Source organism: Paraburkholderia sp. (assembly GCF_050742655.1).
Taxonomy (GTDB): Bacteria; Pseudomonadota; Gammaproteobacteria; order Burkholderiales; family Burkholderiaceae; genus Paraburkholderia.
In genome coordinates this window covers 572,271-589,814 of record NZ_JBOIGG010000001.1, presented here as the reverse complement: position 1 = coordinate 589,814, position 17,544 = coordinate 572,271, and the positions used below count along the sequence as shown (strand labels likewise).

The window sequence follows — 17,544 nt, the reverse complement described above, 5'->3', positions numbered from 1 at the left end:
GCCATCAAGCGCCCACACTTATCGGCTGTTAGTTTTTAAAGATCAGTTCCGGCTCACCAGACAGCACTCCCACCGCCGCCCCGCTCACCGTCTGCCGCCCTGCAGCAGAGAAACGAGATTATGGAGAATCCTTCTCACTTCGTCAACACTATTTTTCGCTTTCGCTTAAAACTGGTCGGACGTCGCAACCGCTGGTTTCTGCAGCGGTCCTCGTTCGCAAACGAGGAGGCGAATAGTAGGTCAATCGCCGACGCGTGACAAGGCCGTGGGCTGACTTTTTCGAAGAATCACTTCGCCGGCGCCCGAACTACCGCCGTCAGAGGGATCGCTGCGGCCATCGCCGCGTAGCCCGCGTCGCTCGGATGGATGTGATCGCCGCTGTCATATGCGCGTCGCAGACGCTCCGGCGCAGCAGGATCCCGCAAGGCCTCCGCAAAATCGACCACTCCATCGAACGCATGGCCCGTCCGGATCCACTTATTCACGGCCTGCCGGATGGACTCCCGCTGCGGTGGCAGCGAAGCGGGCGTCAGCGTCGCGCCGAAAATCCGGAGTCCATGGCGATGCGCCGCCGCGATCACTTCCCGGTAGCCGTCGATCAGATCGTTCGCGGTCACCGCCATATGCGGTGCATCGCAATCCAGCCCCGTTCGCGGCGACATCGCAGCAAAATTGATGTCGTTGATGCCGATCAGCAAAACGACTGTCTGTACGCCCGGTCGCTGCAGCACGTCGCGGTCGAACCGGTGCACCAGCGCGTCGCCGTAGCAGCGCGAATCGCTCAACAGGCGGTTGCCACTGATGCCGAGATTGACGACGGCCGTCGAACGATCGCCTGAGTCGACCAGCCGGCGGGCCAGCACATCCGGCCAGCGTCGATTCTGGTTGAGGCTCGAGCGCATGCCGTCGGTGATCGAATCCCCGATCGCCGCGATCGCCCCGGCAGACGGCGCCTCGACCGCCAGCCCGGTGACCCACGCGTACTGCGTGAAGTGCTCACGAAACGCATCCCCGGCGGCATCACCAGTACGGTCGCCAGGGGTCGAGACATAGTTCACCTGGTTCGCTACCCGATGCCACGCGACCATCCGCTGTTCGCCCCCCATATAGCCACTGATCGCATACGGCGCGCCGCCGTCGATATCGACCCGCACAGGATCGCTGTCGATTTCGGCGCCCGCGGGAACCGTGACCGACGCCTTGCCCGCGAAAGTCACGCGCACCTCCGTGCCGGGGCGCGCTGCCGCCCCCGCTGCCGAACGCGCGATCCGCATCCCCTCGATCACGAGCGGCGACCTGCCATATTCGTTGCTCACATGCAGGCGGGCCACGCTTCCGGACAACGTCGGATAGACGATTTGCCGGACAGTTCGCCCCGCCACGTCCGGCGCACGATACAGCGGCGGCAGATCCGCTTGCTGCGGAATGGGCTGCAGCGCTGTCGCCCAGGCGGTCACCCAGCGAGAAGGCGCTTCGGCGGCGACTGCAGAAAGCGCGGCAAAGGACAGCAACACGGCACCGCACGCGGCGGTCAGACGGCGAAAGGTCATGCGATTATCGAACGGCCAAGGATGAAGCGCGTAATTGTGCCCGATCATTCGCTCACGAGGTGATCGCGCCGCACCACTCATTCCGCGAGCGTCCATGAAGCATTTTGGCGCGGGAAGTTTCAATGCTGGAAGCCACAGCACGGATGGCATGCATTGGGCACTAGATCTTCTGCAGGTATTGGCTATGGTTCGCCTTGCCAAAGGCCGAGATGGACGTGCCGGACGTACGTCGCGAGTTGAAGGTACTGCCCCGGCCAGCCGTGTTTGCCGCGCTGGCGGTTCGAACGTTATGTTCGCTCTCTATCCATGGCCCGAGTGATCAACATGCGAGAACTCACAGCCACTACGCGCTTCGAGCACCAGCCCTGGACAGCCTCATAGATAAGCACCGAACCACCGCTGCACCGCTTCGTGGGAGTAAGTGTCTTCGCCTCGCCAGGAGGCGGCATACTTCCAGTCGCTCCTGCCGTGAACAGGACGGTCATAGGATCGAGGCTGGAGGATTTCGATACAGGCGAGAACTTCAATCAGCACCCGACGCTCATTCTTCGACGAAGCAATGACCGGCGCGAGATTTTTCTCCAGCGTGCCCGCATGGTCGCCGGCTCCGCTTGCCGCGACGACCTCGAGGATGCTCCTGAAAATGGCGATGTCCTGTCCGGTGGGATCGGGGATCTCGGCGCCTGCCAGTTGCTGGAGATCAAACCACGTGTAGTCGAGCTGGCCATGGCGCACGCCACCCCACTTCAGACGCTCGAAGTTGAGCACGTTAAGGTCGACGCAACTGTAGCGTTCTCTACCGACGACGCCGTCCCTCGCATCGCGGCACACACCACAGGTATAGCTGACACGGGTGACTTCCCGGTCTGGCCCGTAACTACGTCCGCTTTCCACGGGCGTGTAGGGATGAGGTAAAAGCCGTTGTGCAAGGTAGTAAGAGACAAGGCCGGATCGCCAGTCGAGTCGTCTGCTGGAAAGACTGCTCAGGAATGCACGTGCCGCGACGGCAAGCGGAATGCGTTCTCTGAGTGTCGAGATGTCGGCGAGGCACTCATCGTGTGAAAAACTGGCCGGGTCGAACATGACGCCTTCAGCTTTCGCATAAGCGAAATCGTCGGGGCTGGTGTACGGTTTGTCATTCCAGCCGGACGCGTTCCAGTAAGTCTTGAAGAGAATATCTTTTGCCTTCTTGTCGATGGCAGATTGCATCGTCGAGCTTCCTTGTGGCTGAGCGATCGCATTGGGCAACACGGCAGATAACGATCCGCGGCGGGCCGTGGCGAGGCCGTCGACGAGCATCGTGCCACTTTATTCAGAACCGGACAATTACCCTGCATCCGGACGCCCTCCTACTCCTACGCCTATGCTTTGCCTCTGAATGCCTCGAACACACTCAGCGCTTCTTCGCTCAAAGCAAAGTGCGCTTCGCATTTTTGTTGACTTCCTTTATGCTGGTTTATCGCGGCAGAACCCGAGAAAACGCGCCCGCATCCGGGCTAACCGCAGCAGTCGGAATACATCGAGATCCAGTGAAGTCGACCACACATAGAGGCGACCGTGCTTGAACTAACAGCTCGCGACAGCGCGATGCTGAACGGCGAATTGGGAGAAGGTGCAGCGTTCGCGATGCGCATCGTCGCCGCCACCGCGCACGTGATGAACGCACAGCGACTCATCGACATCTCGTCCGCGCATATAGACGGTTGCCTGTATCACGGATCGGTGAGTCTCGACTTCGTCGAACGGTTTCTTGCGTCGGGAGCGCGGGTCGCTGTCCCGACCACGCTCAACGTCGGATCGCTCGATCTCATACACCCTGAACTGTATCGAGGCAAAGCAGATACGGCGTGCGCTGCAAAACGCCTTATGGATGCGCATATCGAACTCGGGTGTGAAGCGACCTTCACGTGCGCGCCGTACCAGCTCAAACATCGTCCTCGCACAGGCGATCAGATTGCGTGGGCCGAATCGAATGCGATTGTCTTCGCCAATTCCGTTTTAGGCGCACGGACGAGCCGCTACGGTGATTTTCTGGACCTCGCGGCGGCGATTACCGGCCGTGTCCCGTATGCCGGCCTCCATGTCACTGAAAACCGGGCCGCCCGTATCGTGCTCGAAGCACCGGACCTCACCGGTTCATCCCGTCGCGATGCCTGTTTTGCGGCGCTTGGCTTTCTTCTCGGCCTTAAAGCCGGCGCAACGGTCGCTGCGATCACCGGGCTGCCTGCGGATACCACCGAAGACGAACTTAAATCGCTAGGCGCCGCGGCCGCATCCAGCGGTTCCGTCGCACTTTTCCACGCGGTCGGTATTACGCCGGAAGCCCGAACACTCGATGAAGCGCTGCAGGGCACCGAGCCGGAGCAGACGATTATCGTCAGCGAGGCGGACCTTGTCGCGATCCATCGTATGTGGAACAAGGCGCCCGCCAACGAACCGCTCGCTGCGATAAGCCTGGGAACACCGCATTTTTCGGTGGACGAGTTCCGCACGCTTGCTGCGCTGTTCGACAGATACGATGGGCCGCTGCGATGCGATTTCTACGTCAACACGAGCCGTTTCGTTCTGTGGCAGATCGAAGAGGAAGGCCTCGCACAGCAACTCAACGCGCGCAGCGTTCAGATCGTCGTCGACACCTGTACCTACATCACGCCCGTGATGAAGCAGATCAGCGGGCTGGTCATGACCAACTCGGGTAAGTGGGCGCACTATGCGCCCGCGAATATCGGCGTGACAGTCGCATTCGGGAGCATGACCGAATGCGTACGCTCGGCCTTCGAAGGGAAAGTTTGCATCGATGAACTGGTCGACTAGCACGCCGAATATGAACCCACCCGATCTCGTGCTCAGTGGCGAAGTGCTCGTACCGGGACGAGCCGACGGCCTCGCAATCGTGCTCTCTCCGCTGAGCTTTTGGGGCGGCTACGACGCGGAAAACGGGGTGATCATCGACAGGACTCACGCGGGCTACGGACAAAGCCTGAAAGGCCGCGTGCTGGTGATGCCGCGGGCGCGTGGCTCCAGTTCCAGCAGCAGCGTGCTGGCCGAAGCGTTGCGCAACGATACGGGTCCGAGTGGCATCATCCTGGCGGAACGCGACCTGATTCTTGCGATCGGTGTGATCACCGCCAACGATCTCTACGCGCTTCACGTGCCGGTCATAGCTGTCGGCGAAAACGTGTTCGCGCAGATTGCGTCTTCAAGTGGTGTACTGGAAATTGACGCTCACGATACGGCACGCCCCGCGAGCATTTTCGTCAACGGCGCGGGCCGCGACCCGCGACCCGATGCTTGACGAGCCGGTCTAGTTGTAGCCCAGGATCGCGATCGAGGTGACGTCCGCGCGTTCAGGCGTATTGCCTGCAAGGCCCGATAACGGCGAGGTCAGTAACGCGACATAGGAAGAAGTTGCTACAGCCACGACCGAACGCTGACGGCTGCGATGTGCAACGTTCACGACTCGTTGATGCGATGGACTCAGTGATTCGGTAAGCAGCATGACGGGCGTTGTCCTGACCACAGGTTGACGCAGGTTGATAAAGTGCCGCGCCGCCAGGTTCAGCGCGTGACCACCGCTTCGACGACCGACATGATCTGCTCCGCGGCCGTCTTGACATGGTGCTCGAGCAGTTTTGCGCCGAGCGCTGCGTCGCGCTTCCTGCACGCGTCGACCAACGCCATGTGTTCCTCGTGAGACTGTTCGCGAATCGGCACCTGCACGACCTGGAAGCGAAAATAACGGTCACTGCGATCATGCAGTACCCGCAGCATCTGAAGCGTGATCTCGCGCTGCGCCGGCAAGTAAAGCGTTTCATGCAAACGCCAGTTCAGTTGCCCCCATACCGCGGAATCGGAGTTGTCCATCTCGTTGATGAGCCGCTCCGCCTTGCCCATCTCAGCCTCGCTGATACGCGGAATCGCTTCCGAAAAGATCCACGGTTCCAGGCGCAGTCTGATGTCGAACGTCTCCTTCACCTCGTCGATCGACAGCTCGGCAACATAGGCGCCCTTGTGCGGTACGTTGGTCAATAGACCCTCGCCCGTCAGACGCGTAATGGCTTCGCGGATCGGTACACGGCTCACGCCAAGTTCGTCGGCGAGCGCTTCCTGACGCAGGACCTCGCCCGGTGCCAGCTCGCCGCTCAAGATGCGTTGCCGGATGGCGGTGGTCACCAGCTCGACCGTGGTCGGCCGGACGATCTTCCGCGTGTTTTCGTCCGCCACGATCTGGCTCGTCGCGGATGCTTCTTTGGTACGGCCTTTGGTGGCTACCGGGGACATGTCGGCATATTCAAGGATTCAGCAACGTGTTGCATGGGACCAGATACGGTCGAATGCTATCACGGCACCGGATCTCGGATCCAAGATCCAATGAGCCATATTGCGTCACAGCGACGATGATCGACGCGCCCATTTCCCGTTCTTCATCACGGCGGCAATGCGTTCGCCCTGCCCACCCAAAACGCTGATGTCCTTCAGCGGATCGCCATCGACGATCAGCAGATCGGCATATGCCCCAGCCGATACGACACCGAGGCGGCCTTGCTGACCGACGATCTCGGCACCCACCGCCGTCGCCTGACAGATCGTTTCGAACGCACCGAGAATGCCGGCGCGGATCGTCAGTTCGTCGCTCTGGTACTGATGCATGTCGCCCAGCAGATCCGTGCCGAGCCCCATCCGCACGCCGTTGCGTTTGAGCAGTTCAAGCGCCTTCAAGCCCTGGATGCGAACCTTCTCGTTCTTCGCGAGCGTACTTTCCAGTACGCCAGCCTTCGCACCAACCTTGCTCATCGCGTCATAGGTCACGAGCGTCGGCACCGCGAACGCGCCGAACTCCGCCATCACGGCCGCCGCTTCATCGTCGATCAGGTTGCCGTGCTCGATCGTACGCACGCCGAGTTTGACCACGCGTGCAATCGCCTTGCTCGTGTACGCATGCGCCATCACGTAGGTCTGGTGCGATGCCGCTTCCTCGACGACGGCCGTGACCTCATCGACGGAGAACTGCAGATTGCCGATCGGATCCGTCGGCGATGCAACACCGCCCGACGCCATGATCTTGATGTGGTGCGCGCCCGCACGCATCTCCTCGCGCACCGCCTTGCGCACCTCATCCACCCCATCGACGATCCGTCCGATCGCGCCGAGATTGCGATGGCAGCCGCATGGGTCCGGGTCCGAGTTATCGAACCGTTCGCGGAAGTCGCCGTGTCCGCCCGTCTGCGAGAGTGCCTTGCCGGCGACGAACAGCCGTGGGCCGGCAATCACCTCCTCCTCGATCGCCCGCGACAACGCGTAATCCGCACCGCCGGCGTCGCGCACGGTCGTGAAGCCACGATTGAGCATCCCGCTCAGAATCGGTACGGCGCGCAAAACCGCAAACGTATTCGGCAGACGCCCGTTGGTGCCCAGATGCGCAACCGATGCGATCACGTGCACGTGGCAGTCGATCATGCCGGGCATGACCGTCTTGCCCTCGACATCGAGAACCTCCGCGCCATCGATCGACACCGGTTCGCGCGTCACATCCTTGATGACGTCTCCGTCCACGACGACCGAGTACCGGGCCGTGTCGTTTTCGTGATTCACGTCCAGGACGCGCGCATTTTTCAGAATCAACATGTTCGATTCCCCAGCTAGTTTTTGCGGCAGCCTGGCCGCGAAGGATCACTTCAGCAGAAAGCCTTTGGCAAGCGGATCGCGGTCGTCGACGAAGATCGTGTTGTGCCCTGTCACCCGTGCCCACCCTTCAATGCCCGGAACGATCGCGTCGAATTCGCCGACCCTCGTCGCTTCCATCGCCACCCCGTTAAAGAGCGTCCCGATAATGCTTTCGTGCACGAAACGCTCGCCGATCTTCAGCTTGCCCTTGCTGACCAGCTGGGCCATGCGCGCAGAGGTACCGGTGCCGCAAGGCGAGCGGTCGATTGCCTTGTCGCCGTAGAACACCGCGTTGCGTGCAGTCGCGCCTTCGACGGTCGGCTCGCCTGTCCACATCACGTGACTCAGCCCGCGGATCTCTGCTTTTTCCGGATGAACGAACGCGTACTTATCGTTCGCCTTTTGCCGCAGCACAGGACTTAGGCGCTGGATGTCCGAAGGCTTCAGCGTATGCAGGCCGCCGTAGTTCGGTTGCGGTTCGACGATCGCGTAGAAGTTGCCGCCGTACGCCACGTCGAAGCGCACTTCACCCAGCCCGTCGATGTCGACGGAGAGATCGGTCGAGTGCAGGAAAGACGGCACGTTCACGAGCGTCACGGAGTCGACGTTGTCGCCGTCCATCTTGTAGGTGGCGACGACCAGTCCCGCGGGCGTGTCGAGACGCAACACGCCAGGTTCGCGCGGACACACCAGACCGTGTTCGATGGCGGTGGTCACCGTGCCGATCGTGCCGTGGCCGCACATCGGCAGACATCCGCTGACTTCGATAAAGAGAATCGCGACGTCGCAATCCGGGCGCGTGGGCGGGTACAGAATGCTGCCCGACATGACTTCGTGACCGCGAGGTTCGAACATGAGTGCCGTGCGGATCCAGTCGAACTCGCGCTCGAAATGCGCGCGCCGCTCGATCATGTTCGCGCCCTCGAGCTGCGGCGCCCCTCCTGCGAGGACCCGGACGGGATTGCCGCACGTGTGCCCGTCGATACAGAAAAACGTCGATTTCATAGTCCTGCTCCGATGCGAGCAAGGGCTTGCCTCACAACAAGTCCTTGCCCAACCCTCTCAGCTTGCAAGCGCGCGCAGGTTGCCCAGTGCCTTCTGCACGATGGCGACGACTCGTTGGCGCTCTTCGCCTTCGAGCTTCAGACGTGGCGCCTTCACGTTCTCCGAATAGCCCGCCGTGATGTTTTCCGCCAGCTTGATGTACTGAACGAGCTTCACATGCGTATCCAGATGGAAAAGCTCGATGAGCGCGCGGTACAACACGCGTGCCCGTTCGTAGTCGCCGGCAATGGCCAGATTCAACAGTTCGACCGATTCCTTCGGCACAGCGTTCGCCATACCCGACACCCAGCACTGCGCGCCGAGCGCAGCCGACTCGAGGATCAGATCGTCCACGCCGCAGACCACCGCAAGCCGGTCGCCGAAACGACCGATCAGATCGGTCACGCGCGTCGTGTCGTACGACTCTTCCTTGATCGCCTCGATGGTCGGCGCTTCCAGCAGTTGGGCCACGACGTCGGGCGTCAGGTCCACGCCATAGCCACGCGGATTGTTATAAAGCAGGATCGCCAGCTTCGAGGCCTTCGCGATGGTCTTGTAGAACGTGATCGTCTCCTGCGGGTCGGACTTGTACGTTAGCGCCGGGAATACCATCAGGCCTTGAACGCCGAGCGCCTCCGCATCTTTCGCGTATTGCACCGCGCTTGCCGTATTGGTTTCAGCGAGACCCGCGATGACCGGCACCCGACCATCGACCGTTTCGACGGCTAGCCTGATCACCGTGCGCTTTTCTTCCGCCGTGAGCTGGGCATTCTCACCGACCATGCCCATCATGACCACACCGCCGACGCCGTTCTCGATGAGTCGGTTCAAACCGGCCTTGATGGAATCGTGATCGAGCGAACCGTCGTCGTTCAGCTTCGTCGTTACGGCGGGAAAAACACCTTTCCAGTTCACTTGCATGGCTACACCTTTTCAAAAGAGATAAATAGAGGCGGGGTATCGCGCGGGCCCCGTTAATTCCGGAAACGGCTGATCGAGTACGGTTCAAGGTCGATCCCGGGCGTTCGGTTAGCAAGCAGATCGGCCACGAGCGCACCTGTCGTGGCGGACTGCGTCAGTCCCAGGTGACCGTGGCCGAATGCGTAAATGACGGATGGCGCACGCGGCGAGCGGCCGATGACGGGCAACGAATCCGGCGTGGCGGGCCGGTGGCCCATCCACCTCACGGCCCCGGTGTCGTCGATGCCCGGCAGAAAGCGTTTGCCCAGCGCCAGCAGCGCATCGCTGCGTCTGAAATTCGGGGGTGCCGTCAGGCCGGCGAACTCGGCCGCGCCACCGATGCGCACGCCGATATCGAGGGGCGTGGCGACGAACCGGCGCTCAGCAAAGATCACCTCACGCGACAAGCCGATGCCATGCGCCGGAAGCGTCGTGTTGTAGCCCCGCTCGCTGTCGAGCAGCACACGATCGCCGATCGATTCCGCCAGCGCGGCGGACCACGCGCCCGTCGCCACGACGAGACGACGGCCCTTCACCCGTTCACCGGTGTCGGTGACGGCGGCCGGCGCCAGTGCGTCGGCGAGATCGAGCAACTTCACGCGACCCACGACGAACGTCGCGCCGAGCTGTCTCACACGCTCGCGCAACTGCGTCACGAGACGCTCGGGGTTGCCGATGTGCGACCAGTCGTCGAGAAACACGCCATGACGGAAGACGGGCGCAAGCGACGGCTCGCATGCACGAATCTCGTCCGCGGACATCGCACGCCAGCGCACACCCAGTTCCCGCTTGAATGCCCATTCGCGCTGGTCTGCGGCAAATGCATCGTCGGTCTCGTAGACCGTCAGCGCGCCGCGGCGGTACAGCGTTTCCATTGCGCCGATGTCCGTGAACATCGGAATGAGGTCGTCGTAGACGCGGTCATTCAGTCTGGCCAATGCCAGCGAAATTTCCCGGAAGCGGTCCTTGTTGCCCGCGCGTCGAAACGCCATGAACCAGGGCAGCGCGGACGGAACGTGTTTCCAGTCGAGCGAAAGCGGGCCGAGTGGATCGAACAGCCACTTCAACGCCTTCATGTACAGGCCGTTCACGGAAATGGGTGTGCTTTCGGTCACGGCGATACCGCCTGCGTTTCCGTGCGACGCACGGTCGCCTTCGAAGTCGCGGTCGATGACGGTGACGGTCGCGCCTTCGCGCAGTGCGGACCACGCACAGGCGAGACCGACTATGCCGCTACCGATGATCACGACATCGGAAGTCGATCGGGGGGATTGAGCTTGCTGGGTCATTTCGATGAATCGAGGCCTACACCTGCTCCATGAATTCCGGGTCGTCGAGACCTCGCAACCGGTGAACCTGGTCTTCAAGCGGCGACACCGCTAGTTGCGCGAACACGAGAGCCACCGCGAGATCCGCCTGGTCATACAGACCCGCCTCACCAAGCAGGTTCATCGTCCCGAGCGTGACACCGTTCTTGCGCACGGGAATGTTCAGGACGCTCTCGCACCCGATCGACCACAGCACCCGATACTCCGAGAACACCGCCTGAATGTCTTCGCGCGTTGAACCGACAAACATTTCACCGCGGCGAAGAACCTGGTCCGACCAGCGGCTTCGCGTCACCCGCTTCAAGCCACCGACCGGATTGATATCGAGGCGATTGCTATGCAGACGCCCGAGACGGCTCGACGTCTCGTCATAAGCCAGTACGGTAAAGAGCCGTTGGCCGAATACCTCAGTGAGCGAACGCTCGAACTCGTTCCAGACGAGATCGGCGTTGCCGCCTTCCTGCAGCATCCGGGCAATCCGTTCGAAGGCCGGGAAAACAAGTGCCTGGTTGGTGCTTCTCACGAAAACCTCTTATTTCGCGGTTCGAAACGCGACGCCCTGCGCGTCGGGATGCGTCGAACCGTACTCGGCTTCGGAAATTTCCTCGAGCGTCTTGCCGCTCGTCGAGACGCCCAGGATGAGCACGGCGAGCGCACCGATCAGCAGAATGACCGTCGTCATACCGAACACGCCGGCGAAACCCCACAGCGGATAGATATAACCGACCAACATGGGTGAACAGATCGCACCGATGCGGCCAAACGCGGAGGCCGTTCCCATCCCCGTTGCGCGCAGATGCGTCGGGAACACTTCGGGGGTATAGGCATATTCGCCCGCGTTCACGCCATTCATCGCGAAGGACATGAAGATCGACGCAAGGACGATCGACGTGTCGCTGCCAGCATTCGCCAGCCAGATCCCCGCGACGCACGCCAGTGCCATATAGGTGACGATGGTCGCCTTGCGTCCCAGCTTCTCGCAAAAATAGGCGGACGAGTAGTAGCCCGGGATCTGCGCGAGGTAAATCAGGATCGAGACGGAAAAGCTCTTAGTAATGGTCATGCCGTGTTGAACCAGCAGACCCGGAATCCAGACGAAGAACGCGTACGAACAGAACGTCACCGACAGCCACAGGCACCAGGTCATCAGCGTCGTTCTGGCGAGCGGCGGTTTCCACAGCAGCTTCAAGTTGCCGAAGAAGGAGCTTGAGTGATCGAGGTCGGCGATACCGCCGGCCACGGGCACCACGGGAGGCAACGTCACGCCCGAGCGTTCGACCTGGCGCTCGATGTCCGCCACGACCGCTTCGGCTTCCGCGTGGCGGCCGCGGATCTCGAGCCAGCGCGGCGATTCATGCAGCGAACGCCGCCACCAGAGCAGCACGACGACAGGGAGCGACACGATCACCAGCGCGATGCGCCAGCCTTCAGGGTTGAGCGGAATCACGAAGTAGCCGATCAGCGCGGCGGCCACGAAGCCGAACGAGAAGAAGCCGGCCAGCGCAGCCGTGAAGGCACCCCGATAGCGGTTGCTGACGAATTCGACCAGGAACGGCGCGATGATCGCCCCTTCGGCGCCCATGCCGATGCCGGCTATCGCCCGCAGCAGCGCAAAGGTATGCCAGTCGTTTACGAATGCATTGGCGAACGTCAGCACGCAGAAGAAGGTCAGCGCCCACATCATCACGACGCGTCGGCCGAAGCGGTCCCCCAGCAGGCCCGCGAACAGCGCGCCGACCAGAAAGCCGACATACGTGCTGCTTCCGAGAAGACCGGTTTCGAAGCTCGTCAGATGCCAGCGGGTACGAACGACGGGCAGGATGAACGCGATGATCGCCGCGTCGATGGCTTCGAACATGAAGCCCAGGCCGCCCATGAGTAGCAGCTTGAAATGAAACCGGCTGAACGGCAGACGTTCGAGCCGGGCTGCAATCGGAGACATGGCGTTGCTCCCGAAAATGAGATTCGACCGGTCTGGGAAATTCTGCAGCGATCGTGATAACAATATCCTGGATCCAATATCACAGGTCAAGTAGTTCCCGTAATCCTTTCTGTCGTGTTGCAAGGCTCGGGCAGACGCCTATGGCGGGAACGGCCAAGATGTGTCGACTATTCGACTGACGGGCACCTCCACTTTCCCCGCAAAAAATTTATAAACCGACCGGTCGGTTGATTTATAATGCCCCCACTGACCACTCCGGACGAGAGCGCTCCCCATGTACACGCAATCCCTCGACATTCCGGGCAACGTCGCCCCCCTCGACCCGGCGACCGGTTCGCCCGAGCAAGCGCGCTTCGACGCCGTGATGGCAGCGGACAACAAGATCGAGCCGCAGGACTGGATGCCCGACGCCTACCGCAAGACGCTGGTCCGGCAGATCTCGCAGCACGCGCACTCTGAAATCGTCGGCATGCTGCCCGAAGGCAACTGGATCAGCCGCGCGCCGAGCCTCAAGCGCAAGGCGATCCTGCTCGCGAAGGTGCAGGACGAAGCCGGCCACGGTCTCTATCTGTATAGCGCCTGCGAAACGCTCGGGGTCTCGCGGGACCAGCTGGTCGATGCGCTGCACACGGGCAAAGCCAAGTATTCGAGCATCTTCAATTACCCGACGCCGACCTGGGCGGACGTCGGCGTGATCGGCTGGCTGGTCGACGGCGCCGCGATCATGAACCAGATTCCGCTGTGCCGCTGCACGTACGGTCCGTACGCACGCGCGATGATCCGCATCTGCAAGGAAGAGTCGTTCCATCAGCGTCAGGGGTTCGACGCGCTGATGTCGATGATGAAAGGCACCGCCGCGCAGCGCGAACTCGTGCAGCAGGCCGTGAACCGCTGGTGGTGGCCGGTGCTGATGATGTTCGGCCCGAGCGACAAGGATTCGGTGCACAGCAGCCAGTCGGCGCAGTGGGGTATCAAGCGCATCTCGAACGACGACCTGCGTCAGAAATTCGTCGATGCAACGGTCGATCAGGCGAAGGTCCTCGGCGTCACGCTGCCCGACGCCGACCTGAAGTGGAACGACGCGCTAGGCCACCACGACTACGGCGCGATCGACTGGGAAGAATTCTGGCGCGTCGTCAACGGCGACGGCCCGTGCAACAAGGAACGCCTCGCCACGCGCGTGAAAGCGCACGACGACGGCGCGTGGGTCCGCGAAGCCGCACTCGCCCACACCGACAAACAACGCCAGCGCGCACAGCAGCACGCCGCCTGACGCAAGCAATCCGGGAGATCGACAATGAACAAGGAATGGCCGATTTGGGAAGTGTTCGTGCGCAGCAAGCAGGGCCTCGACCACAAGCATTGCGGCAGCCTCCATGCCGCCGACGCATCGATGGCGCTGCGCATGGCGCGCGACGTCTACACGCGTCGCCAGGAAGGCGTGAGCATCTGGGTCGTACCGTCGTCGGCGATCACGGCATCGGCACCGGACGAGAAAGCGGAGCTGTTTGAACCGGCCGGCGACAAGATCTATCGCCACCCGACGTTCTACACGCTGCCCGATGAAGTCAACCACATGTAAGCGCGTCATGGACATCACGCCCCAACATCTTTCCTACGTACTGCGCCTCGCCGACACCGCCCTTGTGCTCGGCCAGCGCAACGCCGAGTGGTGCGGCCACGGCCCGATCCTCGAAGAAGACATCGCGCTCGCCAACATGAGCCTCGACCTGATCGGCCAGGCGCGCCTGCTTTACACGCACGCCGCGACGCTCGAGCAACGGCTCACCGGCACGACGCGCACCGAAGACGATTACGCGTACTTCCGCGCCGAGCGCGAGTTCGCGAATTACACGCTCGTCGAGTTGCCGCATTGCGGTCCGCTGGCCGGCACCGCGCACGCGGACAAGGACTATGCGGTCACCATCGTGCGCAACTTTCTCTACTCGACGCTGATGGCACATCTGTGGACTGAGCTCGCCGCATCGCCGGACGAACAGCTCGCCGCGATCGCCGCGAAGTCGATCAAGGAAACCCGCTACCACGTGCACCACGCACGCGAGTGGTTGATCCGCTTCGGCGATGGCACCGACGAATCGCACCGCCGCGCGCAAGCCGCACTCGACTACCTGATGCCGTACACGCGCGAGTTCTTTAGCGCGGACGCCGTCGAAGAAGCAGTCGGCGCGGCCGGCATCGGTCCGCGTACGGCGGCGCTCGAAGACGCGTGGCTCGACGACGTGCGCACCGCGCTCGACGAAGCGACGCTCGTGCTGCCAGAACCGGTGAAGCACGTGACGACCGGCAAGCACGGCGAGCATTCCGAGCACATGGGCTACCTGCTGGCCGAAATGCAGAGCATCGCGCGGCAGCATCCGGGCGCCACCTGGTAACCGGCGCGGAGAGCGACATGAACCCGGCCTCGAACGCGATGCCCGCAGGCATGAACGGCACGAGCGACCTCACGCTGCAACGCGCGTGGTCCGCGCTCGAAGCGGTACCCGATCCGGAAATTCCGGTGGTCTCGATCCGCGAGCTCGGCATCCTGCGCGACGTGCGTCGCGCGGCTGACGGCACGCTCGAAGTCGTCATCACGCCGACCTATTCCGGCTGCCCGGCGATGTCGCAGATCGCGGAAGACATCGCGCTCGCGCTCGATGCGGCGGCGCTCGCGCCGTACCGCATCGACACGGTGCTCGCGCCCGCCTGGACCACCGACTGGATCACTGCCGACGCGCGCGAAAAACTGCGCGCGTATGGCATCGCACCGCCCACCGGCGATTGCGGCGGCGGTGCCGAGTCCGCGTCCTCGCAGGCTAAAGGCGAGGTCATCCGCTTCATGCCGAAACCGCTCGCTGCCCCCGCCTGTCCGCGCTGCGGCTCCGCGCATACGGAACGTCTCGCGCAGTTCGGCTCGACCGCCTGCAAGGCGCTGTATCGCTGCATCGACTGCCGCGAACCCTTCGACTATTTCAAACCGTATTGACATGGCCACTCCGCAATTTCATTCGCTGCGTATCCGGGAAGTCCGCCCCGAAACCGCCGACGCGGTTTCGGTCGCCTTCGAGGTGCCCGACGCGCTGCGCGAGCAGTATCGCTTTACCCAAGGGCAGTTCGTCACGCTGAAAACACACCTCGACGGCGAGGAAACACGCCGCTCGTACTCGATCTGCGTCGGCGTCACCGACTACGATCGCGACGGCGAGCTGCGCATCGGCATCAAGCGCGTGCGCGGCGGCCGCTTCTCGAATTTCGCGTTCGATACGCTGCAGGCCGGCCACACAATCGACGTGATGACGCCTGATGGCCGCTTCTTCACGCACCTGAACGCGGGCGAGAGCCGACAGTACGTCGCGTTCTCCGGCGGCTCCGGCATTACGCCGGTGCTCGCGATCATCAAGACGACGCTCGAAGTCGAGCCGCGCAGCACGTTCACGCTGATCTACGGCAACCGCAGCGTCGACGCGATCATGTTCGCGGAAGAGCTTGAGGATCTGAAGAACCGCTTCATGAACCGCTTCGTGCTCTATCACGTGCTGTCGGACGATCTGCAGGACGTCGAGCTATTCAACGGCGTGCTCGATCAGTCGAAGTGCGCGGACTTCCTGAACACACTCGTGCCGGCCGACACCATCGACGAAGCCTTCATCTGCGGCCCCGCGCCGATGATGGACGCCGCCGAAGCCGCGCTGAAAGCCGCGGGTGTCGACGCGCCGCGCGTTCATGTCGAGCGCTTCGGCACGCCGCTGCCGCAGGCCGGCGCACCGGTCGTCGAGATCACCGAGGACACGCCCGCCGCCGACCTCGAAATCGTGCTCGACGGCAAGCGTCGCAAGCTGCGTCTGCCGTACCAGGGCGTGAGCGTGCTCGACGTCGGGCTGCGTGCGGGTCTTGCGCTGCCGTATGCGTGCAAGGGCGGCGTCTGCTGCACCTGCCGCGCGAAGGTGCTGGAAGGCGAAGTGAAGATGGACAAGAACTACACGCTCGAAGAACACGAGATCCGCGATGGGTTCGTGCTCACCTGCCAGTGCCATCCGGTCAGCGATCGCGTCGTGGTCAGTTACGACGAACGCTGATGCTTCATTCGCGGATCGAGACCGGGCGCCTTTCGGCGCGGCCTCGATCCGCTTACACTAGGGGCCGCCCGCAGCCGGAACATCGTTCCGCATGCGGGCGGCCTTTTTCTTGTTGACGGGGTGGACAAGTTGTCGACGAATACGATCCACATCACGAATGGAGACGTCGCCGCGGAATCGCTGCGCGCGGCGTTGAGTGCAGCGAATCGCGATGATCGCGTGCTGCCGCTGCGCGACGATCTGGCTGTCGGTCCGCTGCGCGGTGTCGATGAATCGCCTGACGTGCGCGCCGAATTCTGGCAACGGGTAGTCGGCGATGGCACCCGCGATCTCACCGCGGAATTCGCGCAGCAGCTAACCGAACTGGAGCGCCTGACGGGCGCCGACTCGCACGTCGTGATCTGGCATGCGCAAAGCGCCGCGGACCAGTTGACCTTGCGACGCGTCTGCTATCACCTGCGCAACAGCCCGCAGCGGCTGAACGAAGTGCGTCTGTCGATCCGCGATCTCACCGATCCCGGCGCGTGGGCGCATAGCCGCCCCGATCAGGCGACGTCGCTCGGGATGTTCGCGCCGGACGTGCTGCAGGCGCATCTGCGCGACGCCGCGCCGATCTCGGTGCTGCGCATCAGCCGGCTGGCGCTCGAGTGGCAGGAGGTCAAGCAGGCGAACGGCGAGACGCGCCGCCTGCGCGACAACACGTTCGCGAGCGGCAGTTTCGGCGAGCTCGACGCATTCCTGCTCGCTCACACGACGCACGCGTGGCGGCCGGCCGCGTGCATCGCGGCGGAACTGATGGTTGCCAACGTGGGCTTTCTGGTCAGCGACCGCATCGCGCTGTGGCGCTGTCGCGAGCTCGCGGCAAGCGGCCGCGTGCAGCTGCGCGGCGACGCGTCGTCGTGGCGCACACTCGAACTGTGCGAGGCCGGCACGCCTCACCCCGCCGCGCTTTCCACCTGCCCCGACTGATCCTACTCAAC

General features: G+C 62.6%; 18 protein-coding genes. 8 read left to right on the top strand and 10 right to left on the bottom strand.

Annotation, left to right across the window (positions count from 1 at the left end):
- Window positions 1-287 precede the first annotated feature (287 nt).
- Window positions 288-1,550: an SGNH/GDSL hydrolase family protein gene (locus tag ACREXZ_RS02640; RefSeq protein WP_431762477.1), complete on the bottom strand. Its 1,263-nt coding sequence runs from the start codon at window positions 1,548-1,550 to the stop codon at window positions 288-290.
- A 375-nt stretch (window positions 1,551-1,925) separates the two neighbouring features.
- Window positions 1,926-2,849: a hypothetical protein gene (locus ACREXZ_RS02635; protein ID WP_431762451.1), complete on the bottom strand. Its 924-nt coding sequence runs from the start codon at window positions 2,847-2,849 to the stop codon at window positions 1,926-1,928.
- A gap of 258 nt (window positions 2,850-3,107) precedes the next feature.
- On the opposite strand from ACREXZ_RS02635, the gene ACREXZ_RS02630 reads away from it, so the two are divergent.
- Together ACREXZ_RS02630 and ACREXZ_RS02625 are read left to right on the top strand one after the other, a co-directional pair.
- On the top strand, window positions 3,108-4,364 hold the full coding sequence (locus tag ACREXZ_RS02630; protein WP_431762450.1) for an aconitase X: 1,257 nt from the start codon (window positions 3,108-3,110) through the stop codon (window positions 4,362-4,364).
- On the top strand, window positions 4,348-4,845 hold the full coding sequence (locus tag ACREXZ_RS02625) for an aconitase X swivel domain-containing protein (protein WP_431762449.1): 498 nt from the start codon (window positions 4,348-4,350) through the stop codon (window positions 4,843-4,845). The genes ACREXZ_RS02630 and ACREXZ_RS02625 overlap by 17 nt, the downstream gene beginning before the upstream one ends.
- 9 nt (window positions 4,846-4,854) lie before the next feature.
- Here the strand turns inward: ACREXZ_RS02625 and ACREXZ_RS02620 are convergent, their stop codons facing one another.
- From ACREXZ_RS02620 to ACREXZ_RS02585, 8 genes are all read right to left on the bottom strand, one after another.
- A complete protein-coding gene (locus tag ACREXZ_RS02620; RefSeq protein ID WP_431762448.1) occupies window positions 4,855-5,049 on the bottom strand; it encodes a hypothetical protein in 195 nt (64 codons plus the stop codon).
- Window positions 5,050-5,108: 59 nt separating this feature from the next.
- The gene (locus tag ACREXZ_RS02615; RefSeq protein WP_431762447.1) at window positions 5,109-5,831 is read right to left on the bottom strand and encodes a GntR family transcriptional regulator; all 723 of its coding nucleotides are present in this window, start codon (window positions 5,829-5,831) and stop codon (window positions 5,109-5,111) included.
- A 105-nt stretch (window positions 5,832-5,936) separates the two neighbouring features.
- A complete protein-coding gene (locus ACREXZ_RS02610) occupies window positions 5,937-7,175 on the bottom strand; it encodes an amidohydrolase family protein (RefSeq protein WP_431762446.1) in 1,239 nt (412 codons plus the stop codon).
- A gap of 45 nt (window positions 7,176-7,220) precedes the next feature.
- A complete protein-coding gene (locus ACREXZ_RS02605) occupies window positions 7,221-8,219 on the bottom strand; it encodes a 4-hydroxyproline epimerase (protein ID WP_431762445.1) in 999 nt (332 codons plus the stop codon).
- Between the two features lie 57 nt (window positions 8,220-8,276).
- Window positions 8,277-9,179 carry a dihydrodipicolinate synthase family protein gene (locus ACREXZ_RS02600; RefSeq protein ID WP_431762444.1) on the bottom strand — a complete coding sequence of 301 codons (903 nt, stop codon included), beginning with the start codon at window positions 9,177-9,179 and terminating at the stop codon, window positions 8,277-8,279.
- A gap of 53 nt (window positions 9,180-9,232) precedes the next feature.
- Window positions 9,233-10,507, bottom strand: coding sequence for an NAD(P)/FAD-dependent oxidoreductase (locus ACREXZ_RS02595; RefSeq protein ID WP_431762443.1), 1,275 nt, complete (start codon window positions 10,505-10,507; stop codon window positions 9,233-9,235).
- Window positions 10,508-10,523: 16 nt separating this feature from the next.
- Window positions 10,524-11,069, bottom strand: a complete 546-nt coding sequence (locus tag ACREXZ_RS02590) for a GAF domain-containing protein (RefSeq protein WP_431762442.1) — start codon at window positions 11,067-11,069, stop codon at window positions 10,524-10,526.
- 9 nt (window positions 11,070-11,078) lie between these two features.
- On the bottom strand, window positions 11,079-12,488 hold the full coding sequence (locus ACREXZ_RS02585; protein ID WP_431762441.1) for an MFS transporter: 1,410 nt from the start codon (window positions 12,486-12,488) through the stop codon (window positions 11,079-11,081).
- Window positions 12,489-12,762: 274 nt separating this feature from the next.
- Here ACREXZ_RS02585 and paaA point away from each other — a divergent pair, with 274 nt between their 5' ends.
- The 6 genes from paaA to ACREXZ_RS02555 all read left to right on the top strand — a co-directional run bounded on the left by paaA (window position 12,763) and on the right by ACREXZ_RS02555 (window position 17,533).
- Window positions 12,763-13,761, top strand: a complete 999-nt coding sequence (gene paaA / locus ACREXZ_RS02580) for a 1,2-phenylacetyl-CoA epoxidase subunit PaaA (RefSeq protein ID WP_431762440.1) — start codon at window positions 12,763-12,765, stop codon at window positions 13,759-13,761.
- Between the two features lie 24 nt (window positions 13,762-13,785).
- A complete protein-coding gene (paaB, locus tag ACREXZ_RS02575; protein WP_431762439.1) occupies window positions 13,786-14,070 on the top strand; it encodes a 1,2-phenylacetyl-CoA epoxidase subunit PaaB in 285 nt (94 codons plus the stop codon).
- Window positions 14,071-14,077: 7 nt separating this feature from the next.
- Window positions 14,078-14,881, top strand: coding sequence for a 1,2-phenylacetyl-CoA epoxidase subunit PaaC (paaC, locus tag ACREXZ_RS02570; RefSeq protein WP_431762438.1), 804 nt, complete (start codon window positions 14,078-14,080; stop codon window positions 14,879-14,881).
- Between the two features lie 17 nt (window positions 14,882-14,898).
- Window positions 14,899-15,474, top strand: coding sequence for a 1,2-phenylacetyl-CoA epoxidase subunit PaaD (gene paaD / locus ACREXZ_RS02565; RefSeq protein ID WP_431762437.1), 576 nt, complete (start codon window positions 14,899-14,901; stop codon window positions 15,472-15,474).
- Between the two features lies 1 nt (window position 15,475).
- Window positions 15,476-16,564: a 1,2-phenylacetyl-CoA epoxidase subunit PaaE gene (gene paaE / locus ACREXZ_RS02560; RefSeq protein WP_431762436.1), complete on the top strand. Its 1,089-nt coding sequence runs from the start codon at window positions 15,476-15,478 to the stop codon at window positions 16,562-16,564.
- A 129-nt stretch (window positions 16,565-16,693) separates the two neighbouring features.
- Complete coding sequence (locus tag ACREXZ_RS02555; RefSeq protein ID WP_431762435.1) at window positions 16,694-17,533, top strand: DUF1835 domain-containing protein; 840 nt, start codon at window positions 16,694-16,696, stop codon at window positions 17,531-17,533.
- Window positions 17,534-17,544 lie beyond the last annotated feature (11 nt).